The 21,544-nt window shown below is 65.6% G+C and carries 21 protein-coding genes and 1 tRNA gene; 14 read left to right on the top strand and 8 right to left on the bottom strand.

Translation table 11 applies throughout. The features are described from left to right. From cyoC to KWG56_RS06330, 6 genes are all read left to right on the top strand, one after another. Positions 1–627 carry a cytochrome o ubiquinol oxidase subunit III gene (gene cyoC / locus KWG56_RS06355; protein WP_219354146.1) on the top strand — a complete coding sequence of 209 codons (627 nt, stop codon included), beginning with the start codon at positions 1–3 and terminating at the stop codon, positions 625–627. Further along, positions 624–1,019, top strand: a complete 396-nt coding sequence (cyoD, locus tag KWG56_RS06350) for a cytochrome o ubiquinol oxidase subunit IV (RefSeq protein WP_201097680.1) — start codon at positions 624–626, stop codon at positions 1,017–1,019. The genes cyoC and cyoD overlap by 4 nt, the downstream gene beginning before the upstream one ends. 64 nt (positions 1,020–1,083) lie before the next feature. After that, positions 1,084–1,776, top strand: a complete 693-nt coding sequence (locus KWG56_RS06345; protein ID WP_280638405.1) for an SURF1 family protein — start codon at positions 1,084–1,086, stop codon at positions 1,774–1,776. Then, on the top strand, positions 1,773–3,101 hold the full coding sequence (locus KWG56_RS06340) for an ATP-binding protein (protein ID WP_219354145.1): 1,329 nt from the start codon (positions 1,773–1,775) through the stop codon (positions 3,099–3,101). The genes KWG56_RS06345 and KWG56_RS06340 overlap by 4 nt, the downstream gene beginning before the upstream one ends. After that, a complete protein-coding gene (locus tag KWG56_RS06335) occupies positions 3,091–3,627 on the top strand; it encodes a response regulator transcription factor (protein ID WP_219354144.1) in 537 nt (178 codons plus the stop codon). Before KWG56_RS06340 ends, KWG56_RS06335 begins: the two co-directional genes overlap by 11 nt. A 193-nt stretch (positions 3,628–3,820) precedes the next feature. After that, positions 3,821–4,666 carry a YciC family protein gene (locus KWG56_RS06330; protein ID WP_219354143.1) on the top strand — a complete coding sequence of 282 codons (846 nt, stop codon included), beginning with the start codon at positions 3,821–3,823 and terminating at the stop codon, positions 4,664–4,666. Between the two features lie 6 nt (positions 4,667–4,672). Here the strand turns inward: KWG56_RS06330 and KWG56_RS06325 are convergent, their stop codons facing one another. From KWG56_RS06325 to KWG56_RS06300, 6 genes are read right to left on the bottom strand one after another with little or no spacing between them, the layout of a single operon-like run. Further along, on the bottom strand, positions 4,673–5,548 hold the full coding sequence (locus KWG56_RS06325; protein WP_219354142.1) for an RDD family protein: 876 nt from the start codon (positions 5,546–5,548) through the stop codon (positions 4,673–4,675). Next, positions 5,538–6,551 (bottom strand): stage II sporulation protein M, encoded by a 1,014-nt coding sequence (locus tag KWG56_RS06320; RefSeq protein WP_244999669.1) that lies wholly within the window; start codon positions 6,549–6,551, stop codon positions 5,538–5,540. The genes KWG56_RS06325 and KWG56_RS06320 overlap by 11 nt, the downstream gene beginning before the upstream one ends. Further along, entirely contained in the window at positions 6,548–7,864 is a 1,317-nt protein-coding gene (locus tag KWG56_RS06315) for a DUF58 domain-containing protein (RefSeq protein ID WP_219354141.1), read from the bottom strand. Before KWG56_RS06315 ends, KWG56_RS06320 begins: the two co-directional genes overlap by 4 nt. Continuing rightward, on the bottom strand, positions 7,861–8,817 hold the full coding sequence (locus KWG56_RS06310) for an AAA family ATPase (RefSeq protein ID WP_219354140.1): 957 nt from the start codon (positions 8,815–8,817) through the stop codon (positions 7,861–7,863). Before KWG56_RS06310 ends, KWG56_RS06315 begins: the two co-directional genes overlap by 4 nt. Further along, positions 8,804–10,030, bottom strand: a complete 1,227-nt coding sequence (locus tag KWG56_RS06305; RefSeq protein WP_244999668.1) for a DUF4350 domain-containing protein — start codon at positions 10,028–10,030, stop codon at positions 8,804–8,806. The genes KWG56_RS06310 and KWG56_RS06305 overlap by 14 nt, the downstream gene beginning before the upstream one ends. Beyond that, positions 10,027–10,653, bottom strand: coding sequence for a DUF4129 domain-containing protein (locus tag KWG56_RS06300; RefSeq protein WP_219354139.1), 627 nt, complete (start codon positions 10,651–10,653; stop codon positions 10,027–10,029). Before KWG56_RS06300 ends, KWG56_RS06305 begins: the two co-directional genes overlap by 4 nt. Positions 10,654–10,843: 190 nt before the next feature. Here KWG56_RS06300 and KWG56_RS06295 point away from each other — a divergent pair, with 190 nt between their 5' ends. Then, complete coding sequence (locus KWG56_RS06295) at positions 10,844–10,999, top strand: hypothetical protein (protein ID WP_219354138.1); 156 nt, start codon at positions 10,844–10,846, stop codon at positions 10,997–10,999. A 22-nt stretch (positions 11,000–11,021) separates the two neighbouring features. On the opposite strand, the gene KWG56_RS06290 is transcribed toward KWG56_RS06295, so the two are convergent. Continuing rightward, positions 11,022–11,111 (bottom strand) — tRNA-Ser (locus KWG56_RS06290). 128 nt (positions 11,112–11,239) lie between these two features. On the opposite strand from KWG56_RS06290, the gene KWG56_RS06285 reads away from it, so the two are divergent. The 5 genes from KWG56_RS06285 to KWG56_RS06265 are packed head-to-tail and all read left to right on the top strand — an operon-like array spanning position 11,240 to position 15,309. Further along, positions 11,240–12,076, top strand: a complete 837-nt coding sequence (locus KWG56_RS06285) for a septal ring lytic transglycosylase RlpA family protein (protein WP_244999667.1) — start codon at positions 11,240–11,242, stop codon at positions 12,074–12,076. A gap of 37 nt (positions 12,077–12,113) precedes the next feature. Next, positions 12,114–12,746 carry a dTMP kinase gene (gene tmk, locus KWG56_RS06280; protein ID WP_219354136.1) on the top strand — a complete coding sequence of 211 codons (633 nt, stop codon included), beginning with the start codon at positions 12,114–12,116 and terminating at the stop codon, positions 12,744–12,746. Then, positions 12,743–13,735 carry a DNA polymerase III subunit delta' gene (locus KWG56_RS06275; RefSeq protein WP_219354135.1) on the top strand — a complete coding sequence of 331 codons (993 nt, stop codon included), beginning with the start codon at positions 12,743–12,745 and terminating at the stop codon, positions 13,733–13,735. Before tmk ends, KWG56_RS06275 begins: the two co-directional genes overlap by 4 nt. Then, complete coding sequence (locus tag KWG56_RS06270; RefSeq protein WP_219354134.1) at positions 13,736–14,518, top strand: TatD family hydrolase; 783 nt, start codon at positions 13,736–13,738, stop codon at positions 14,516–14,518. Then, entirely contained in the window at positions 14,515–15,309 is a 795-nt protein-coding gene (locus KWG56_RS06265) for an MBL fold metallo-hydrolase (protein WP_219354133.1), read from the top strand. The genes KWG56_RS06270 and KWG56_RS06265 overlap by 4 nt, the downstream gene beginning before the upstream one ends. 256 nt (positions 15,310–15,565) lie before the next feature. On the opposite strand, the gene recG is transcribed toward KWG56_RS06265, so the two are convergent. Then, positions 15,566–17,653: an ATP-dependent DNA helicase RecG gene (gene recG / locus KWG56_RS06260; protein ID WP_219355215.1), complete on the bottom strand. Its 2,088-nt coding sequence runs from the start codon at positions 17,651–17,653 to the stop codon at positions 15,566–15,568. 143 nt (positions 17,654–17,796) lie between these two features. Here recG and KWG56_RS06255 point away from each other — a divergent pair, with 143 nt between their 5' ends. Beyond that, positions 17,797–18,090, top strand: a complete 294-nt coding sequence (locus tag KWG56_RS06255; RefSeq protein WP_219354132.1) for an FAD assembly factor SdhE — start codon at positions 17,797–17,799, stop codon at positions 18,088–18,090. Then, positions 18,090–21,536: a transcription-repair coupling factor gene (gene mfd, locus KWG56_RS06250; protein ID WP_219354131.1), complete on the top strand. Its 3,447-nt coding sequence runs from the start codon at positions 18,090–18,092 to the stop codon at positions 21,534–21,536. Before KWG56_RS06255 ends, mfd begins: the two co-directional genes overlap by 1 nt. Positions 21,537–21,544 lie beyond the last annotated feature (8 nt).

Below are 21,544 nucleotides of genomic sequence, written 5' to 3'. Positions count from 1 at the left end.
ATGAGCGCGACCGCGATCAAGACCGACGAACCTGTCGTCTTCCACCTGCCGGAAGAGCCGCATCACCCGGAGGGCTCCAGCACCGGGCTGGGCTTCTGGATGTATCTGATGAGCGACTGCCTCATCTTTGCGATGCTGTTCGCCACCTTCGGCGTCCTGGGCGGCAACTACGCCGCTGGCCCAGGACCCAAGGAGCTGTTCGACCTGGATCTGGTGGCGGTGAACACCGCCATGCTGCTGTTCTCGTCGATAACCTATGGCTTCGCCATGCTGGCGATGGGCAAGAACCGGATCAACCAGACCCTGATCTGGCTGGCCGTCACAGGCCTGTTCGGCCTGGCCTTCCTGGGGATCGAACTTTACGAGTTCGCACACCTGATCCATGAGGGCGCGACGCCGCAACGCAGCGCCTTCCTGTCGTCCTTCTTCGTTCTGGTGGGCACCCACGGCCTGCACGTGACCTTCGGCATCATCTGGCTGGTGACGCTGATGGTTCAGGTCAAGTTCAAGGGCCTGATCCCCGCCAACAAGCGCCGCCTGATGTGCCTGTCGATGTTCTGGCACTTCCTGGATGTCATCTGGATCGGCGTCTTCACCTTTGTCTATCTGCTGGGCATGCTGCGATGAGCGCTGACAATCACGCCGCCGAGGCGCACCACGACGACCATCACGGTCACGACGCGCACGACGACCACGATCACGGCTCGTTCAAGAGCTATATGATCGGTTTCGTCCTGTCGGTGATCCTGACGGCCATTCCGTTCGCCCTGGTTATGACCGGCGCCCTGCCAGCGCAGGCGACCGCCCTGATCGTGATGGCCTTCGCCGTCGTGCAGATCGTGGTTCACATGATCTACTTCCTGCACATGAACACCAAGTCGGAGGGCGGCTGGAACATGCTGGCCCTGATCTTCACGATCGTGATCGTGTTCATCTGCCTGGCGGGTTCGCTGTGGGTCATGCACCACCTGAACACCAACATGATGCCGACGCACGACATGACGCAGATGGTCGGCTGACGGGGGCGGGATCATCGACCCCCAACCTGACAAGGCGCCGCGTTCGCGACTGACACGGACCATCGTGTCGGTCGCAGCGCTGGTGCTTTTCGTCGGCTTTCTGGCGTTGGGCGGCTGGCAGGTTCAGCGCCTGATGTGGAAGACGGCCTTGATCGCCCAGGTCGACGCCCGGGTCCACGCCACCCCTGTTCCCGCGCCGGGACCTGCGGAATGGGCGACGGTGACGCGCAGCAATGATCAGTATCGCCGCGTGTCCGTCCACGGCGTCTTCCAGAATGACCGCGAGACATTTGTGCAGGCGGTGACTGACGCAGGCGCGGGCTTCTGGGTCATGACGCCTCTAGCGGACGCCCGTGGTTTCACGGTTCTGGTCAACCGGGGCTTCGTTACGCCCGAACGCAGAGACTCGGCTTTGCGCGCAGACGGTCAGCTGACGGGCGAACAGACGGTCGTCGGCCTGTTGCGCATCAGTGAGCCGAAAGGCGGTTTCCTGCGTGCGAACGAGCCGCAAGCCGACCGCTGGCGCTCACGCGATGTGGCGGCGATTTCGGCGCGACGCGAACTGTCGAACGCCGCGCCCTATTTCATTGATGCGGACGCGACGCCCAATCCCGGCGGCTGGCCGCTGGGCGGGCTGACGGTGATCCGTTTCCCTAACAGCCATCTGATCTACGCCCTGACCTGGTTCGGCATGGCCTTGCTGACAGTCGTCGGGTTCGGCCTGTTCTTGCGCGAAGAGCGTCGTCGCAGGTCATGACCACCAATCTGCAGCGGCTGTTGGGCCTGGGCGGCTGGAATGTCGCCATGCTGTCGCACGACGGCGCCAACCGCCGGAACATGCTGTTGCTGATCCAGTTGCGATGGCTGGCGGTGGCGGGGCAGGTGGCGACCATTCTGCTGGTCCATTATGCGATGCGGATTCCGCTGCCGCTGTTCTGGCTGTTGGTGGCGCCGGCCGGACTGGTGCTCGTCAATCTGATCAGTGCGCCGATCACCGCCCGGCGCAACGGGGTTGAGGACCAGGAGTTGATGGTCGCCCTGCTGACCGATGTGGCGGCCCTGACCTGGCTTCTGTACCTGACGGGGGGCGCGGCCAACCCATTCGCCGCGCTTTATCTGATGCAGGTCGTGATGGGCGCCGTGCTGCTGGCGCCCGTCTATGCCTGGGCGTTGATCGCCATCACCAGCGCCTGCTTTGCGGGCCTGGGCCTTCATAATCTGCCGCTGAACCTGCCGCCGACGCGAGAGAATGCGCTGCTGAGCCTGTATCTGCAGGGCAGCCTGATCTGTTTTGTCCTGATGGCGGTTCTTCTGGTGCTGTTCGTGACGCGGATCAGCCAGAACCTGCGTGAGCGCGACGCCTCGATGGCGGCCCTTCGTCAGCAGACGGCAGAGCATGACCACATCGTCCGCATGGGTTTGCTGGCGTCCGGTGCGGCGCACGAACTGGGCACGCCGCTGGCGTCGCTGTCGGTGATCCTCAGCGACTGGAAGCGGATGCCGGCCCTCACCAATGACGCAGACCTGGCGCAGGACATGGCGGTGATGCGGGCCGAGGTCGAACGCTGCAAATCCATCGTGACCGGCATTCTGATGTCGGCGGGAGAGGCGAGGGGCCAGGCGCCGGAACGCACGACTGTCCGCGCCTTTGTCGCCGACGTGGTCGAAGCCTGGAAGGGCGATGGCGTGGTCACCGAAATCCATGACCGCCTGAGCCAGAACCCCGTGATCATCGCCGACCCGGCCCTGCGTCAGGTGATGGGCGTCCTGTTCGACAATGCGGTGGAGGCAGGCGCCAGGCGTGTCGGCCTGACGATCAGCCTTGTCGGCGACAGCCTGGACATCATCGTGCGCGACAATGGACCGGGCTTTGCGCCTTCGATCCTGGCTGACCTGGGCAAACCCTATGCCTCGACCAAGGATCGCCCTGGCGCGGGCCTGGGCCTGTTCCTGCTGATGAACGTGATCCGATCGCTGGGCGGCAAGGTCGAGGCGTCCAATCCCGCTGCGGGCGGGGGCGAGGTGCGATTGACGTTGCCGCTGGCGGCGCTGGCGCCGAAGGAGAGCCTTGATGACCGATGACACGCGACTGCTGCTGATCGTCGAGGACGACGAATCCTTCTCCACGACCTTGCGACGATCATTCGAACGCCGGGGCTATACGGTCGTCAGCGCGGCCAGCCCTGAGCAGATGGCGGATGTGTTGAAGGTGCATCGGCCCGGCTATGCCGTGGTCGACCTGAAGCTGGGCGGCGCATCTGGCCTGAACTGTGTGGAGACGTTGCACGCGTTCGACCCCGAAATGAACATCGTGGTTCTGACGGGGTTCGCCAGCATCGCCACGGCGGTGGAGGCGATCAAACTGGGCGCGCGGCATTATCTGGCCAAGCCCGCCAGCACCGACGACATCGAAACCGCGTTCGGCCGGGCCGACGGCGACGCCGAGACTCCTCTGGGCACACGTCCCACCTCTATCAAGACGCTGGAGTGGGAGCGTATCCACGAAACCCTGGTCGAGACCGATTTCAACATCTCCGAGGCCGCGCGCAGGCTGGGAATGCATCGACGCACCCTGGCGCGGAAACTGGAAAAGCGTCGGGTGACCTGAAGGCGGCTTGCTCCGCGCATATCGCTGGTCATTATAGCCGCAGGACGACAGTGCGGCTGGAGCGACGATGCGCGGTGAAGTGTTGGGGATCGATGAGGCCGGAACTGGCAGCATCGTTGGCGATGATGGTGCGCGTTATCGATTTGAGCCTTCCGCCGTCCGTGCGACCTCGCCCTTGAAGGTGGGGCAGCGCGTGGATTTCATCGCCACCGACGACCGCCAGGCGCGGGATATCATGGCCCTGGCGACGCCGCCGATCGCGAGCGCAACCCCTCGAACGTCGTCCAGTTTTGGAGGATTTGATCTTGGGCGGGTGATTGGGCGGACGTTTTCGACCATCAGGGGCAACTGGATGGCCTTCTTTGCCGCCGCAGCCCTGTTCGTCGGCATCCCGAGCGCCTTGATGGCCTTCGGTCAGGCCGATCTGACCACCAGTGAGACCAGCGCTACGGCGTTTCTTGCCATGATCCTGGGCTGGGCCTTGTATTTGGTGGGCGCCTATGTGGTGCAGGGTATGGTCGTCAAGGCGGCGATCAACAGCTTCAACGACAAGCAGACCACCTTTGGCGAGGCGCTGAGCGCGGGTGCGAAAGTGTTCCTGCCGCTTTTGGGGTTGGCGATCGTCGCGGGCGTAGCGACGGGCTTCGGCTACATCCTATTGATTGTGCCGGGCGTGATGCTGACGGTTCTGTGGTCGGTGTCGGCCCCCGCAGTGGTCGCGGAAAAGCGCGGTGTTTTGGAAGCCATGCAGCGCAGTCGCGACCTGACGCGCGGCTATCGCTGGCACATATTCGGGCTGCTGGTGATCTATCTGGTCCTGTCGATGGTCGTGGGCATGTTGGTGGGCGGCGTGAACCTGGCGGCTGGTGGAACCTTCGGCGGCGGCGCGCCCGGTGCAGTCGTGACCATGATCACCAATGCCCTGACCAACACCCTGACCAGCGTGGTGGCCTCGGCTGGCGTGGCGGCGCTTTATTATGAACTGCGCGCGATCAAGGAAGGCGCGGGGCCAGAGCAACTGGCGTCTGTGTTCGACTGAGGTCGCTCAGACGTCGTGCTTGTCGCGGCGTCGAACGCCCATCAGCAGCCGTTGCTCCAGCCGACCGCGCAGGGCGGCGTAGTAGGCGCTGAGGAAATCGTAGTCGCGGTCGTCGGTGCGGGACCAGTCGATCTTGTTGGCGATGCGTTCGGCGACGGCCTTCATGGTGTTGCGGTCGCGCTGGCGCAGGACGGTTTCAAGGACATGCAACTCTTTGGCGCCATAGGCGTCAATCTGCGCCGAGGTGAAGTCGTAGGCGGTAAGGCGTTGCGAGCCGTCGTCTGCCATGTCGCGGGTCAGCTTGCGCTTGGGCGTACGCACGACCCAGGTGCCGCCCACAAGATCGCCCGCACGCAGGCGGTCCTTGTTGAAAAGGGGGAAGAAGACGAAAATCCCGGCCCAGACCAGCGCCAGCAGATACATCCAGGCGTTGACGCCCTGACCCGCCCGGCTGATCAACAGGGACAGCGGCAGGAACACTTCCAGTTCGCGCAGGGCGTTGCGGGCGAAAACCGATTCCGCCTTCAACCGCCCGCCGTCGCGTGACGCGACGCGCAGGCCCATGACGCGCTTGCCTGGCGTTGCGGCGGCTGCGGACAGTTCGAACCCGGTGAAATAGAAGTTCCGCAATACGAAGAAGACCAACAGCCAGATGACGGCGACGATCTCTGCGCCTTGTCTGCCGCCCCCTGCGGCCGCGCCGATTCCCATCAACAAGGCGATGATGGTGAAGGCGATCAGCACGCCGATGATGATGGCGGCGTCCAGCAGGAAGGCGGCGGCGCGCTGACCAGCCTCGCCGATGTTCAGACGCAGATCGACGCCTTCCGGCGTGACGAAGGTGCGTGCGGTTCCGGAGCGGGCGACGGGTTCAGCGGCCAAGACGCGCCTCTCTGCGGGGGAAGTAGAAATAGGCGGCCCAGACCAGGGCGGTGAACGCCGCGACGCCGTAGCGAAGACCGGTGTGAACGACCAATTGGCGGCCAAACCCTTCCAGCAATCCCGCAAAGAACAGCATGACCACCACCCCGCCCATGACGATGGCGGCGGTGCGTCCGGCCTCTACTGCGGCGTCCAGACGGCGTTTCTGTCCGGGGAAGGCCACGGCCCAGCCGATGCGGAAGCCTGCCGCGCCCGCCAGGATGACGGCGAACAGTTCAGTCACGCCGTGGATCAGCAGCCAGCCGCCAACCTCAACGCCCAGACCCCGGCTGGCGAACAGGGCGACGAAGGCGCCCAGTGTCGCGCCGTTATAGAGGATCAGCATCCCCGTCGGCAGGCAAAGGGCGAACCCCAGTGCAAAGGCCAGGATGGCGACCTGGGCGTTATGGGTGAACAGGAAGGCGGCGAAGACGGACAGGCCGCCATTGCCGTCTGACCCGTCCAGGGTGGAGCGCAGCGCCTCGGTCGAGGCGGCGGGATCGCGCCCGCCGGCCAGCTCACCCGGCACGAAGGCGTAGAACCATTCCGGTTCGTGAAGCACGAGCCAGGCCGCCACCGCCGCGCCCAGCAGCATTAGGGCGGTCGAGATCAGTGTTTCGCGCCACAGACCACGCACGGCATTGGGCCAGTCGTTGCGGAAGAAGCTGGTCAGGCGATCCTGCAGGGTGGCGCGAGACCCATATACGAAGAAATAGGCGCGGGCGGACAGGGTCTCCAGATATTCGACCAGCCCCAGGTCCAGCGAGGTTTCCCGCGCGACAGACAGGGCCGAAAGGGTCGAACGATAGAGAACTGGGATGGCCAGGATCTCCTCGTCCGTCAGCTTGGACGCCGATCCCGCCTCGGCCTTGGTCATCAGTTGTTCGAGGCGGCGCCAGTCGCCCTCGCGCTGCTGGCGGAAACGCTGGCTTTTCAGCAATTGGGTGGGACGAACGTCGGTCACAGCAGGTCCCTCCGCTTCAGATCCAGATAGGCGTTGATGACTTCCGGGCCGATCCGGTCGGCGGGGGTGTCGACGATATGGGCCCCCATGCGGCGCAGGCGGCTGACCACCACATCACGCTCACGCAGCAGGGATCCGGCGACGACGGCGCGGGCGACATCCTCAGGCTCCTGCGGTTCTGCGGCGGTCAGGCTTTCCAGTTCCTCGTCGCGCATGACCACGAACAGCACCAGGTGCCGCCGCAGCAGACGGCCAAGCGATTCGATCATCAGCTCGGCGGCGGTGGAATCGGTGAAGTCGGTGAAGACGACGACCAGAGAACGGCGTTGAAGCTGACCGGACAGGGTCGAGAGAGCCAGGGTGTAGTTGGTCTCGTGCGTCGAATAGTCGATGCGTCCTGCGACCGCTTGAAGGCTGCGGAAGGCGTTGAGGCCGCCCAGGGCGCCGGTCGTCACGCGCGGCGCGGAATCGAAGGCGAACAGGCCCGCGCGATCGCCGGATCGCAGGCAGGCGTAAGACAATAGAAGGGCGGCGTTGATGGCGCGGTCGATGCGGGGCACGCCGCCGACCGGTTCGCAGGCTGCGCGTCCGCAATCCAGCGCCATGATGACATTGTGGTTGCGTTCGGTGCGGAATTCCTTGGCCAGCAAGGCGGCGTGGCGGGCCGACTGTTTCCAGTCGATGGCGCGACGATCCATGCCCGCCTGGTAATCACGCAGGGACTGGAACTCCGAGCCCTCTCCCATTTCGATCTGGGTCTTGGCGCCGAACAGGGCGTCGCGGGCGAACAGGCGCACGGCCTGGTCGCGGACGGACTGAAGATCGGTCAGGACCGGCGCGGGCAGGTTCAGGCTGAAAATCTTCTGCTTCCACGCCAACCCCAGAGGGCCGCGCCAGCGCACCCAAAGGTTTTCAAACTCCGCCGTTCCGCGTCGTTCCGGCGTGAAGGGGAAGGTCAGGATGGCGGAACGATCTTCAACCTTCGCCTGTCGGGATGCTGTGGTCAGGCCCAGGCGCGCGTCGGCGGAGGCGGCGGCCTCCACCGTCTGCGGCGCCGGACCCTTGCTTGCGAACCGAACAATGAAGCCCGTCACGCCGGGGCGGCCCACCGCTGCGCGCACTGGCTCCGGCGCGTCGAGGCTTAGCCCTGTGCGTGATCCGGCGCGCACGGCGTCGATCGCAATCAAGGCGAAGACGGCGAGAATCCAGATGGGGCCAGCCAGCCAGCCCGCAGGCGTCAGCACGCCGGCCAGCAGCGCGACAGGCGCGCCGACGCCCATGACCATCACCGCTCGCCGCGTGGGATAGATCACCGGGGCGCCGCGACCCGCTCGACCAGACCGGCCAGAACCTGATCCACGCGACGGCCTTCGATCTCTGCGGCAGGTGACAGGACCAGGCGGTGGCGCAGGGCAGGCAGGGCCAGCAGCTTCACGTCGTCAGGGATGACATAGTCACGTCCTTCCAGCGCCGCGCGGGCGCGGGCGGCGACGGCCAGCATGGCGGCGGCGCGGGGCGATGCGCCAGTGTCCACATCGGCCGAGTCCCGTGTGGCGCGGACCAGATCGGCGACATAGCCGATGACCTCGTCCGTCAGGCGCACGTCAGCGACAGCGTTCACGGCGGCGTCGATCGTCGGGGCGTCTGTGACGACTTCAACGCCCAAGGCGATGGGGTCCATCTGGCCGGTGCGCGATCCGTAGGCGGCGATGATGGCGCGTTCCTGCTCCAGCGACGGATAGGCCAGGACGTGCTTGAACAGAAAGCGGTCAAGCTGGGCCTCGGGCAGGGGATAGGTGCCCTGCTGCTCGATGGGGTTCTGGGTGGCGACGACGGTGAACCGTTTGCTGAGGGCGTGCGCCTGACCGTCGATGGTGATGTGCCGCTCCTGCATGGCTTCCAGCAGGGCAGCCTGTGTCTTGGGCGGAGTACGGTTGATCTCGTCCGCCAGCAGCAGTTCGCAGAAGATCGGCCCGCGCGTCAGGGTGAAGGCCGAGGTCTGGAAGTTGAACAGGTTCGATCCGATGATATCGCCCGGCATCAGGTCCGGGGTGAACTGGATCCGTCCGTAATCCAGGCCGACGGCCCGCGCGAAGGCCTGGGCCAACAGGGTCTTTGCGGTTCCGGGCGGACCTTCCAACAGAACGTGGCCGCCAGCGAACAGGGCGGTCAGCAACAGATCGACGGCGCCGTCCTGACCGACGACCGCCTTGGCGATTTCGGTGCGGATGCGATCGGCGACCGCCTTCACCTCATTGACGTGCACGGGTCAGCTCCTGGTTCCAGCGATAGAGGTCGCCGGCCACCTGCATCAGGTCGCCGGGTGTCTTGGCCGCCTTGGCGCGCTCGGCCAAGGCGGAATAGGTCGAATGTGCGCCGGTCGTGCGGCTGACGCGGTCGAGGAAGGCGTTCAACTCATCGTCGCTCAGGCTGCGCGGGGCCCCAATGACGCGCGCGACCGCGGCCCGGACCAGCAGGGCGTAGGGGGCGGCCATATGGTGTTCGCGTTTGGCCAGCCGCACCAGCGCCGCTGTGTTGTCGGCCAGCCCGCGCTTGCCCAGCGCGATGATGCGGGCGTGGTCGCGCGCCGGACCGAACCGCACCGCCGCCTGGAACCCCGCCAGCACAGCCAGCGCCGCCAGGACCAGGGTCAGGCCCAGCAAAGGCGGCTCAAGCATCAGCCGCAACAGGCTGCGCGTGCGCTGGAACCCATGCAGGGTCAGGTCGAACACCACGGGAGAACCATCGGGCCGCAATATCTCGATCAGATCGACCGCCGTGCGGGCGCCGGCCAAGCTCTTGAGTGCAGAAGTGTCCAGGAAGTCGGAATCGGCCAGCACATAGGTGCGGGTTTCACGGTGCATGGCCAGGATGGCGTCACCCTGTTGTGTCACCACGACCGGAATCCAGGCATCGCCGCCGATGGTCCGCAGCGCCTCGATCTGTATCGGCTTGCCGAAAGACGTTCCGTTTGGGCGACGCAAAGACACGGTCGCGCGACCCTCTCGCTCGATCAGGGTCGTATCCTTGAGCAGGCCTTCCGGCAGAACCTCCAAACTGCTCTTGCCGCTGTAGGCGTTCAGCGTCCGGACCCATCCTTCATGATTGGCGTCCGGCGCCGCCACCCATTTCGGCAGGATGATCAAGGTCGGGCCATAGTGAATGATGTCGTCGATCTGCTCCGGCTTGGTCTGAACCGCAGGTGTCAGAACCAGAAGGCTGTCATCCGAAGCGTCGGTCAAAACGCCGCGATTCAGAACGACCGGGACGCCAAGGCTGCGCAATAGAACGGGCAGGGCGCCAAAGCCGGTGGAAGCCTTTGACAGGACATGGCCGCCGCCGTCGTTGCCGGACTTAAGCTCTGGCGAATAGGCCGACAGGATGCCGACGCCAGCCAGAGCCAGCACGCCGACAACCAGGACGACGATCATGGTGACAGGTGAAAAGGCGCCGCTGGCCGCCCGGGATGTCCGGCTCATGCGCGCCAGCCTTCTGGAAGAGCGAAGGCTTCATAGGCGTCGCGGCAGTCGGCGAAATCCTCAGCGTCAACGGGTGCGCCGCCAAACAGGCTGCGCTCCACGACGCGACCAATCTTCATGAAGGCCGGGCGCGCCGCCTCTGGCAGGGAGGCCATCCCTGCGATCTCGCGCGTTGTCAGGGAGATGCGCAGGGCGCGCGGTTGGTGCTTGTCGATATCCTCGACGCTGCGCAGCAGAAGCAGGTGTGCAGCCTCGGCATAGCGGCCTTCGGCGGCGAGGGCGTCCGCGCCTGCCAGTAGGTCGCGCGCCGCCTGTGCGTCAGGCCGCCACTCTGCATCAACCGCCGCCTTGGGCTTGTCAGGCTTGGCGCGCGGCCCACGCAGTTGCAGGATTTCACGGATGATGAGGTAAAGGATCGCGGCGGCCAGCAGGGCCAGACCGATCCACAGCACCCATTTGAGGGCCGGGGCGACGGCCTCCAGCATGTCGCCTATCCACTTGGGCCACTGCGGCATCTTCGGCGGCTGATAGCCGGTGCGGTCGAACTGGAACGAATCGTCACGCAGCAGCCGATCGTGCGCCTGCTGCAGGGCGTCGTCAGAGGGCCTTGCCCTATCCTGCATGATTGAACGCGGCGTGCATGAAGATGATGCAGCCATAACGGCGGTGGCCGTACAGTCAACCGTGCGTAGCGTAGCGCGCCATTTATTCCGTAAGGGAGGCGCAGGGACCGCATGACGGCGGATAATAATGCGGTCTTTTCATCCGGGCGCCGTCCTAGTTCATAGGATTAACGCGTTCGGGGGGGCGAACATGTTGCTGGTGATCGCCTTGGGCGAAACCGTTTACTGGGCGCATCGGTGTCGGCGCCTGATCATTTTGTCCTCACTGACAGCCATGATCGTTACCCTGGGGCTGTTTGCAGCGCGCCACACACATCTGGCGCAGCATTTCACCACGCCGTCGTAAATGGGAAACGCTGCGAGGGCGCTGGCGGAAGCGGTGGGATTCGAACCCACGGACGGCTCTCACCGTCGCTGGTTTTCAAGACCAGTGCCTTAAACCACTCGGCCACACTTCCTTACCGGCTGCGCTCGGTCGGGCGAACACCATAGCAGGCGAACCCCTCATTAACCAAAGCGGAAATGTCTTCTGTCACGCTGTTTTCCACGATTGTGACGAGGCGTACGGATGACAGCGGTGAGATTGATGCGCAGCGCCCTGATTTTGGGGCTGTTTTCGCTGTTGGCCGCGTGCTCCACCTTTGGCGGCGGACCCGGGGGCGGGACTATTCCCGTCGTTAACGACCCCGCGCCGATCGTTTCCGGCACCATGCGGCCCTATCAGGTGCGCGGGCGGTGGTACACGCCGAAGGAACAGCCCAACTATGAAGAGGTCGGCATGGCCTCCTGGTACGGCGACGCCTTCAACGGGCGGCCAACCTCGACCGGCGAACGCTTCAACATGCATGAGCTGACCGCCGCCCATAAAACCCTGCCTTTGCCGGGGTTGGTCGAGGTGACCAATCTGGAGAACGGGCGCCGGGTCGTCGTGCGCATCAATGATCGGGGGCCGTTCGTGGATGGCCGGATCATCGACCTGTCGCGCGGCGCGGCTCAGGAATTGGGCATGATTTCCCAGGGCGTCGGACGTGTTCGGGTTCGCTATCTGGGCCAGGCGCCGCGGCTGGGCGGCGGCGTGGTGTTGCAGCAGGCTGAGGTGCGCCCTGCACGGACGCCGCCTGCGTCCCAACCTGTGCCCTATACGGCCATCGCTGCTGCGTCTCCGCCCATTGTCGCGCCGCCGCCTATGGCGCAAACTGGGGGCGTGTGGGTGCAGGCCGGGGCCTTCGCTGATCCGCGGGCTGCCCGCCGAATCGCTCAGCGCTTGGGTGATCGCGCGACGGTTCAGCCGACGAACAGCGGCGGGCGAGAGCTGTACCGTGTCGTTGTCGGCCCCTGGGAGGATGCAACCGCCGCCGAAAGCGCCCGTCAGGCCGTTGTGGCGCGGGGATATGCAGACGCCCTGTTGATATCCAGCCGCTAAGGCTTGCCTCCCGCGCCGGGGTCGCCATTGTGCGCGCGTGACCCGTGGAAAATTCATAAGCTTTGAAGGCGGCGAAGGCGCCGGCAAGTCGACGCAGGTCGGACGCCTGATGACGCGCCTGCAGGCTGTGCTAGGCGAGCGCAATGTGGTGCGGACCCGCGAGCCCGGCGGCTCCAAAGGCGCGGAGGTGATCCGCAATCTGGTCGTGGCCACCGACGCCGAGCCCTGGTCCGCCATGACAGAGACCTTGCTGATGTACGCCTCGCGGTCTGACCATCTGGAGCAGACCATCCGGCCTGCACTGGCGGCCGGCGACTGGGTGATCTGTGACCGGTTCGCCGATTCCAGCCGCGCCTATCAAGGCGCAGGCGGCGGCGTGGCCCAGAGCTTCATCGAGCAGATTGATGCGGGCGTGGTGGGCGCGGACCAACCCGACCTGACGCTGGTGTTCGACCTGCCTGTGGAGGTCGGTCTGGAACGGGCGTTTGGGCGCGGTTTGTTCGAAACGCGGTTTGAATCCAAGGGGCTGGAGTTCCATCAGCGTCTGCGCGAGGGCTTCCTGCGGATTGTTGAAGCCAATCCCCAGCGGTGTGTTCTGATAGACGCCGTCGGCACGCTGGAGGAGGTCGAGGAACGGGTCTGGCGCGCGGTTGAGGATCGGCTGCTGTGAGCGACGAACATCCCCGCGACCGGTTCGATCTGATCCCCGACGCGGCGGCGGAAGAGGCGTTTCTGGACGCCTTGCAGCGGGGGCGTCTGCATCACGCCTGGCTGTTGTGCGGGGTCGAGGGAACCGGGAAGGCGACCTTCGCCTATCGGGCGGCCAGGCGACTGTTGGGCGCGGCGCCTGATCCTGCGCGCGGACCCTTGGGCGCACGGCGCGATGATCCGGTCAGCCGGTTGATCTCGGCCCAGGCGCATCCCGATCTGCTGGTGCTGGAACGCCTGGTCGAGGGCGGCAAGGTCAAGAAGTCGATCTCGGTCGACCAGTCGCGCGAACTGCCGGAATTCTTCTCCAAGAGCCCGTCCCAGGCCCAGCACCGGGTGGCCATCATTGATGCCGCCGATGACTTGAATATCAACGCAGCCAACGCCTTGTTGAAGGTTCTTGAGGAACCGCCTGAGAGTGGCGTGCTGTTCCTGGTGACCCATGCGCCGGGGCGTCTGCTGGCGACCATCCGGTCTCGCTGCCGTCGTCTGAGCTTTCCGATCTGGACGCCTGAGCGTCTGGAGACCCTGGTGCGCAACCGCACGGGCGCCGATATCGAAGACGCTGAACATGCCGCCGCCATGGCGGGCGGATCTCCCGGCGCCGCCCTGGCTCTGGCCGCTGGAACCACATTCGAGATGGACCAACTGGCGCGCCAGTGGGTGGCGGGCGACATCGATCGCACCGAAGCCTTGTCCATCGCAGACAAGTTCCGCGGCGCCGAGGGGCAGGATCGGTTCGAGGTCCTGATGGGTCGGCTGATCGCGGCGGTGCGGATGCGGGCGCTGAACAGCGGGCCGGGACGCGGCAATCGCTGGGCCGAGCTGTGGGAGCGGCTGCAGCCGCTGCCGGACCGGGCGGCGGGGTTGAACCTGGACCGGGGCGATGTGCTGGCGGGGGCGCTGGCGGACCTGCGGCGGACGCGGGCGCAAGAAGAAAGACTGGGCTGAATGCTGATCGACAGCCATGTGAACCTGCACGCGCCCCAGTTCGACGAGGATCGCGATGCGGTCATAGAACGCGCGCGGGCGGCGGGCGTGCAGCTTATGGTCGAGATCTCCGACAAGCTGACGACCTTCGAGGCGACCCACGGCATCGCCCTGGCGCACGACGACATCTGGTGCACGGTCGGCGTCCATCCGCATGAGGCCAAGGATGCCGCGGACCTGACGGCGCAGACCCTGATCGAACTGGCCGACCGGCCCAAGGTCGTGGGCATTGGCGAGTGCGGCCTGGATTTTCACTACGACTTCAGCCCGCGCGACATTCAGGCGGCGGTGTTCCGCCAGCATGTGAAGGCGGCGCGAGAAACCGGCCTGCCGCTGGTCATCCACACGCGTGAGGCCGATGAGGTGATGACGGAAATCCTGCGCGAGGAACATGCCGCTGGGCCGTTTCGGATGCTGATGCACTGCTACACCAGCGGCGCGGAACTGGCGAAGACGGCGGCTGAGCTGGGCGCCTGGTTTTCGGTCTCCGGCATTGCCACCTTCAAGGCGGCTGAGGATGTGCGGGCGGTCATCCGCGACATGCCGGCTGATCGGATCATCGTGGAGACGGACTGCCCCTATCTGGCGCCGATCCCGCATCGCGGCCGTCGGAACGAGCCGGCCTATGTCGGTCATGTGCTGGACAAACTGGCTGAAATCAGAGGCTGGAGCCCTAAAGACGCCGACCAGCGCACGACCGATGCATTTTTCAGCCTTTTTGACCGGATACCTAGACCGGCATGAGCTTTGAAGTCGTCATTCTGGGCAGCGGATCATCGGGCGGCGTGCCGCGTGGCGACGGAGACTGGGGCGCTTGTGATCCTGCCGAGCCGAAGAACCGGCGCACGCGCTGTTCCATGCTGGCGAGAAAGACCGGGCCGGACGGCGTGACCAATGTGCTGATCGACACCTCGCCAGACCTGCGGGAGCAGATGCTGGCCAGCGGAACCCGCCACGTTGACGCGGTTCTTTACACCCACGACCACGCCGACCAGACGCACGGGATCGATGACCTGCGCACCTTCGCGGCGCGGGCGCGCAAGCGGATACCGGCGTGGATGGATGCCGTGACCCATGCGTCGCTGACCTATCGGTTCGACTACATCTTCGAGACCAAGTTTGGCTATCCGCCGCTTCTGGACGGCCAGATCATTCCGCCTCACGGCACGCCCTGGTCTGTCGACGGGGCGGGCGGGGCTGTGCCGGTCGTCACCTTCGATCAGGCGCATGGGCCGATTCGTTCAGTCGGTTATCGATTGGGCGACGTGGCCTATTCCAGCGACGTGTCCGACCTGGATGATGCGGCGATCAAGGCGGTGGCGGGATGCCAGGTCTGGATCGTGGACGCGCTGCGCTACACGCCGCATCCGACCCATGCCCATCTGGACCGCGCGTTGGAGTGGATTGCCGCCGCAGATGTCGAGCGCGCCGTGCTGACGAACCTGCATATCGACATGGATTACAAGCAACTGTCGGCAATTGTTCCACCGAATGTCGAGGTTGCTTTCGACGGCTGGAGCCGACGGGTCGGGTAGGGCGTCGACCTGGCGGCGAAAAAAAGCAGTCCAATGAGTTTAATGAGTCTATTGGCCGAGGATTTCAAAGACCGGAGCATCAGCCTAACACGGCCTGAAGCGATGCGAGGATGATTGGCGATGTGTTGGAATAATTCGTGGAATCTTAATGACTTCGGGTGGCGAATTAGGAGAGTTGGCGGGTTTCGGTCGGTGTGGCCCTCTCCCTCGTTCCGTCACCCTCGGGCTTGACCCGAAGATGAGGTCGGAGCCGTATTCAGTCCGCTCCTGCCTTGTGTGCCTTCCAGTCGAACAGTTCTTCCAGCACCTGAATGGCCTGGCCGCGTTCTGAGGTCAGGTCCGGGTCGCGGTTCATGATCAGGCGGGCGTCGTCGGCGGCGGCCAGCATCAGACTGCGGTGCCGGATCGGATCGGCGAAACGATAGGCGGGGAAGCCGCTCTGTTTCAGGCCCAGAGGATCGCCGCCGCCCCGCAGGCGGAAGTCTTCCTCGGCGATCTCGAAGCCGTCCTCGGTGCGGCGAAGGGTCTCCAGACGTTCCTTGGCCGTTTCCCCGAGCGCGCCGTCCTGACCGCCGTACAGCAGGATGCAGGAACTGGCCTTGGCGCCCCGGCCCACGCGGCCTCGCAACTGGTGCAGCTGGGCCAGGCCGAAGCGGTCGGCGTGTTCGATGACCATGATCGAGGCGTTGGGCACGTCCACGCCCACCTCCACGACGGTTGTGGCGACCAGCACGGGAATCCGCCCGTCCGCAAAGTCGGCCATGACGGCCTCGCGCTCGGCGCCGGGCATCTGGCCGTGGGCCAGTCCCACCTCGACATTCAGCAGACGACGCAGGTCATCGGCGCGGTCCACGGCGGCGGCCAGGTCGATGGCTTCGGATTCGGCGACCAGCGGACAGATCCAGTAAGCCTGCGCCCCGCTTTCGACGGCGGTCTTCAGCCGGGCGGCGACTTCGCCGATGCGGGCAAGCGGCAGGACAGCGGTCGTGACGGGCGTGCGGCCGGGCGGTTTCTCGGTCAGGCGGCTGACCTCCAGTTCGCCGTACTGGGTCAGCTCCAGCGTGCGCGGGATGGGGGTCGCCGACATGGTCAGCAGGTGGACGGCGCCGATGCGGGGGTCGCCCTTGGCCTGAAGCCGCTGGCGTTCGTTGACGCCGAAACGGTGCTGTTCGTCGATGACGGCCAGGGCCAGCTGGTCGAAACGAACGGCGTCCTGAAACAGGGCGTGGGTGCCGATGGCGATCTGGGCCTGACCCGAGACCAGGGCCGCCAGCTTCTCGCGCCTTTGGCCATTGGTGTCGCGCCCGGTCAGCAGCACGGCGGTGACGCCAGCCGCCGCCAGCATCGGGCCGAGTTTTTCATAGTGCTGGCGCGCGAGGATTTCGGTCGGGGCCATCAGGGCGGACTGGAAGCCGCTGGAGGCCGCATCGACCAGGGCGAGCGCGGCGACGGCGGTCTTGCCCGAGCCGACGTCGCCCTGCAGTAGCCGCCCCATCTGCTGGCCGGACGCCAGATCGCGGCGGATTTCCGCGACCGCCTGGGCCTGGGCATTGGTCAGCTGGAAGGGCAGGGCCTGAAGCAGATGCTCGGACGCTGCGCCCGGTGCGATGACCGGGGCCTGTTTGATTTCACGCGCGCGACGGCGGCGGGCCAGGGCCAGTTGGTGAGCCAGAAACTCGTCATAGGCCAGACGTTGGCGCACCGGCGCGTCGGGCGTCAGGTCCAGTTCGCCAGTCGGCGCATGAAGGGCGTCAAGCGCGGCGCGCCAGCCCAGCCAGTTCTGCTTCTTCAGCCAGGCGGCGTCCTGCCATTCCGGCAGGTCGGGGGCGGCGGGCAGGGCGGTCTGAACCAGTTTGCGCAGCTGGCGGGAGGTCAGGCCCTGTGTCGCGGGATAGACCGGCTCTGACGATGGGATGTCCGTCGCCTTTTCCACCGTTACGATGTCGGGGTGGACGATCTGGACCTCGCCGTTGAAGCGTTCGACCTTGCCGGAGACCAGTCGTGTCTCGCCGCGCGGCAAAAGGCGGTCGACATGCTGGGCCGAGCCCCCGAACCAGACCATGTGGACGAAGCCGGTCGGATCACTGGCCCGCACCTTCAAAGGCGCGCCGGGGCGGCTGGGGACGAACATCCGGTCGATGGTCACTTCGAAGACGCCGACCTCGCCATCGACGGCGGTCGCGGCCTGCATCGGACGGCGCACGATGACGCCAGAGGGGCTCAGGAAGGCAAGGTCACGCACCAAGGGCCCCGCGACCTTTTGCACCAGCGGCAGGACGCGAGGACCCACGCCCTTCAGTGTGGAGACCTCGGCGAACAGGGGAAAGAGAATCTGCGGACGCATCGCCGTGAACATAGCGTGACCATCACGGGTGGCGAAGTGGCTCCGGGGACGCTATTTGACCCAACCTGTTTGAAAGTCTGGACCGGGCAAGGATTCTTGTGGCCGAAATCGACGCGCGTCCCCCAAGCGAAAGTGGCGACGAAATGACCCCCGAACGCCGGCAGCGGCTGGGCCGCATTCAGTTCCGCTCGTGGCGGCGGGGCTTCCGTGAGGCCGACATGGTGCTGGGCCCGTTCTCGGATCAGGTGGCGCCGACCCTGAGCGACGCCGAACTGGATGAGTATGAGCGGCTGATCAATGAAGAGGATCAGTGGCTTTACGGCTGGATCATCGAACGTGATCCCACACCGCCCGAGTTCGAGACGCCGGTGATGGCCAAGGTGCGGGCCTTCATGCGTGCGCATGTGGCCGCCGAGGTCAGCAAGGGGATCGGCTGATGGATGCGCAGGTGCATCGGACCGACGCGGAGCTGGGCGGCGCGCCGGAAGGTCTGGACGCCCTGATCGTCGCCGAACGGGTCAAGGAGTCGGGTGGCGTCGGCCTGTTCGTCGCACGCGATTATCAGCGGTCCGGGGCATTCGTTCAGGCGTTTCAGTTCTTCACGCAAGATATTGAAGTGCTGGACTATCCGGCATGGGATTGCCTGCCTTACGACCGGCTTAGCCCAACAGCCGGGATCGCCGCCCAACGCATGGCGACCCTGACGCGGCTGGCCCAGCGCAAGCCAGACGATGCGCCGGTTCTGGTGGTCACCACGGTGTCGGCGGCCATGCAACGCACGCCGCCCCGGTCGGTGACGACGCTGGCGGGTTTCGACGCCAAGGTCGGGCGTGATCTGGATATCCAGGCGCTGGAGCGGTACTTCGCCGCCAATGGCTATGTCCGCGCCTCGACCGTATCCGAGCGCGGCGAATTCGCGGTGCGCGGCGGGGTGGTGGATGTCTTCCCGCCCGGCTTCGCCGAGCCGGTGCGTCTGGACATGTTCGGCTCCGAGCTGGAATCGATCCGCACCTTTGATCCTGAAACCCAGCGTTCGACCGGACAGATGAAGGCGGTCGCCCTGGCGCCTGTGTCCGAGGCCCTGCTGGACAAGGAAGCCATCTCGCGGTTCCGCACAGGATACCTGAACCTGTTCGGGGCGCCGGGCGATGACCCGCTGTACGCCACCATCAGCGAAGGGGCGCGACGCCAGGGCATGGAGCAGTGGCTGCCGCTGTTCTACGACGGGCTGGACACCCTGTTCGACTACCTGCCGGATCAGGCGCAGGTCTTCTTGGACAATCAGGTCGAGACGGCGCGCAGCGAGCGCTGGGATCTGGTCGCTGACGCCTATGAGGCGCGGGCTGAGGCCGCCAAGACCAAGGGCGGGGCCAGCGCCAATCGCGCCCTGCCGCCAAAACGGCTGTATCTGGACGAAGGCGACTGGAACCAGGCCCTGGCCGGTCGTGCTGTGCGGCGCTTCACGCCCTTCTCCAGCGGTGGAGAGGATGCAGGCGGACGGCTGGGTCGCACGTTCGGCGCGGAGCGGGCCCAGGACAGCGTCAATCTGTTCGAGGCCGTCGCTGCCCATGCCCAGGCGCTGAAAAGCGAGGGCAAGCGGGTTCTGTTCGCGTCGTGGACAGAGGGCTCGTCCGACCGTCTGGCGACCATGCTGGCGGACCACGGGCTGGATCACATCGTCGCCGTGCGCGACTGGGACGACGTCCAGAACGCGCCCAAGGACATCTATCTGCGCGGCGTGCTGCCGGTGGAGCATGGGTTCGTCACCGACGACGTGGCGGTGATCTGTGAGACGGACATCCTGGGCGATCGTCTGGCGCGGCCAAGGAAGAAGCGGCGGGCGTCGAACTTCCTGGCCGAGGCTTCCGCTCTGACGACCGGCGATCTGGTCGTGCACCTGGATCACGGCATCGGGCGGTATGAGGGGCTGAAGACGCTGGACATCCAGCAGGCGCCGCACGACTGCCTGGAGCTGTTGTACGCCGGTGAGAGTAAGCTCTATCTGCCGGTTGAAAACATTGATCTTCTGACCCGATACGGCTCGGACTCGGAAGGCGCGCAGCTGGACCGGCTGGGCGGCGCTGGCTGGCAGGCGCGCAAGGCCAAGGCCAAGGAACGCCTGCGGGCGATGGCCGAGGGGCTTATCGCGCTGGCGGCCAAACGTGCGCTGCGTGAAACCGAAGCCGTGGTTCCGCCATCCGGCCTGTTCGCCGAGTTCTGCGCCCGCTTCCCCTACGAGGAGACGGACGACCAGTTGAACGCCATCGGCGATGTGCTGGAAGACCTGGGCAAGGGCACGCCGATGGATCGCCTGATCTGCGGCGATGTCGGCTTCGGCAAGACCGAGGTGGCGCTGCGGGCGGCCTTCGTCGTGGCCATGACGGGCCAGCAGGTGGCCATTGTCGCGCCCACGACCCTGCTGGCGCGCCAGCACTTCAAGACCTTCACCGAACGCTTCGCCGGGTGGCCGGTGAAGGTGCGGCAGCTGTCGCGGATGGTGGGATCGAAGGAGGCGTCGGCGACGCGGCAGGGGCTGAAAGACGGTTCGGTCGAGATCGTCGTCGGCACCCATGCGGTGCTGTCGGAACAGGTCGGCTTCCGCGATCTGGGTCTGGTGATCGTGGACGAAGAGCAGCACTTCGGCGTCAAGCACAAGGAGAAGCTGAAGACCCTGCGCGCCGACGTGCACCTGCTGACCCTGACCGCGACGCCGATCCCGCGCACGCTGCAGATGGCGCTGTCGGGCATCCGCGAGATGTCGATCATCGCCACGCCGCCGGTCGACCGTCTGGCGGTGCGGACCTACGTCACGCCGTGGGACCCTGTGCTGGTGCGCGAGGCCCTGCTGCGAGAAAAATACCGCGGCGGTCAGGCCTATTATGTCGCGCCGCGCCTGAAGGACCTGCCGGACATCGAGAAGTTCCTGCGCGAACAGGTGCCGGAGGTGAAGTTCGTCGTGGGCCACGGCCAGATGAGCGCGACCCAACTGGAGGAGGTCATGAGCGCCTTCTACGACGGCGAATATGACGTGCTGGTCTCGACCACCATCGTGGAGAGCGGGCTGGATATTCCCACGGCCAACACGCTGGTGGTGCACCGCGCCGACATGTTCGGCCTGGCCCAGCTTTATCAGATCCGCGGACGGGTCGGGCGTTCCAAGGCGCGCGCCTTCGCCTATCTGACCACCGATGCGGTCAAGCCGATGACCCTGTCGGCCGAGCGGCGGCTGCAGGTGCTGCAGTCGCTGGATAATCTGGGGGCCGGGTTCCAACTGGCCAGCCACGATCTGGATCAGCGCGGCGGGGGCAATCTGCTGGGCGATGAACAGTCGGGCCATATCCGCGAGGTCGGCGTCGAACTGTACCAGCAGATGCTGGAGGACGCAGTCGCCGAACTGCGCGAGAACGGCGAGCCGGGTTCAGTGGATCGTGGCTGGTCGCCGTCGATCAACGTCGGCGCTTCTGTTCTGATTCCAGAGAACTACGTCCCAGACCTGAATGTGCGTCTAAGCCTTTATCGACGCCTGTCCGACGCCGAGCAGGCCGAGGATCGCGAAGCCCTGGCTGCTGAACTGATCGACAGGTTCGGCCCGCTGCCGGACGAGGCGCAGCAACTGCTGAAGATCGTCGGCATCAAGGCGAACTGCCGCAAGGCCTGCATCGAGAAAATCGACATCGGCCCGCGCGGCGCCGTGCTGACCCTGCGTGACAACAGTTTCCCCAACCCCGTCGGGCTGGTGGGGCTGATCCAGAAGAACCAGGCGTTCTGGAAGATCAGGCCGGATCAGAAGATCGTGGTGTCAGGCGACTGGCCGACGGCAGAGGACCGGCTGAAGGTGGCGGAACGGATCACGGCCGACCTGGCCCGGGTGGCGGGGGCGTAGGCGCCCCG

Origin of the sequence: Brevundimonas nasdae (assembly GCF_019395145.1) — a bacterium.
In the GTDB taxonomy this organism is placed as follows: domain Bacteria; phylum Pseudomonadota; class Alphaproteobacteria; order Caulobacterales; family Caulobacteraceae; genus Brevundimonas; species Brevundimonas nasdae.
The sequence above is the reverse complement of the archived record's forward strand: the minus strand, read 5'-3'. Positions and strand labels throughout refer to the sequence as shown.

Bases quoted from the DNA above. Each gene is read 5' to 3' on its own strand.
- cyoC (WP_219354146.1), top strand. From the start codon at position 1: ATGAGCGCGACCGCGATCAAGACCGACGAACCTGTCGTCTTCCACCTG.
- cyoD (WP_201097680.1), top strand. From the start codon at position 624: ATGAGCGCTGACAATCACGCCGCCGAGGCGCACCACGACGACCATCAC.
- KWG56_RS06340 (WP_219354145.1), top strand. From the start codon at position 1,773: ATGACCACCAATCTGCAGCGGCTGTTGGGCCTGGGCGGCTGGAATGTC.
- KWG56_RS06335 (WP_219354144.1), top strand. From the start codon at position 3,091: ATGACCGATGACACGCGACTGCTGCTGATCGTCGAGGACGACGAATCC.
- KWG56_RS06305 (WP_244999668.1), bottom strand. From the start codon at position 10,030: ATGAGCCGGACATCCCGGGCGGCCAGCGGCGCCTTTTCACCTGTCACC.
- KWG56_RS06300 (WP_219354139.1), bottom strand. From the start codon at position 10,653: ATGCAGGATAGGGCAAGGCCCTCTGACGACGCCCTGCAGCAGGCGCAC.
- KWG56_RS06295 (WP_219354138.1), top strand. From the start codon at position 10,844: ATGTTGCTGGTGATCGCCTTGGGCGAAACCGTTTACTGGGCGCATCGG.
- KWG56_RS06285 (WP_244999667.1), top strand. From the start codon at position 11,240: ATGCGCAGCGCCCTGATTTTGGGGCTGTTTTCGCTGTTGGCCGCGTGC.
- KWG56_RS06270 (WP_219354134.1), top strand. From the start codon at position 13,736: ATGCTGATCGACAGCCATGTGAACCTGCACGCGCCCCAGTTCGACGAG.
- KWG56_RS06265 (WP_219354133.1), top strand. From the start codon at position 14,515: ATGAGCTTTGAAGTCGTCATTCTGGGCAGCGGATCATCGGGCGGCGTG.
- recG (WP_219355215.1), bottom strand. From the start codon at position 17,653: ATGCGTCCGCAGATTCTCTTTCCCCTGTTCGCCGAGGTCTCCACACTG.
- KWG56_RS06255 (WP_219354132.1), top strand. From the start codon at position 17,797: ATGACCCCCGAACGCCGGCAGCGGCTGGGCCGCATTCAGTTCCGCTCG.
- mfd (WP_219354131.1), top strand. From the start codon at position 18,090: ATGGATGCGCAGGTGCATCGGACCGACGCGGAGCTGGGCGGCGCGCCG.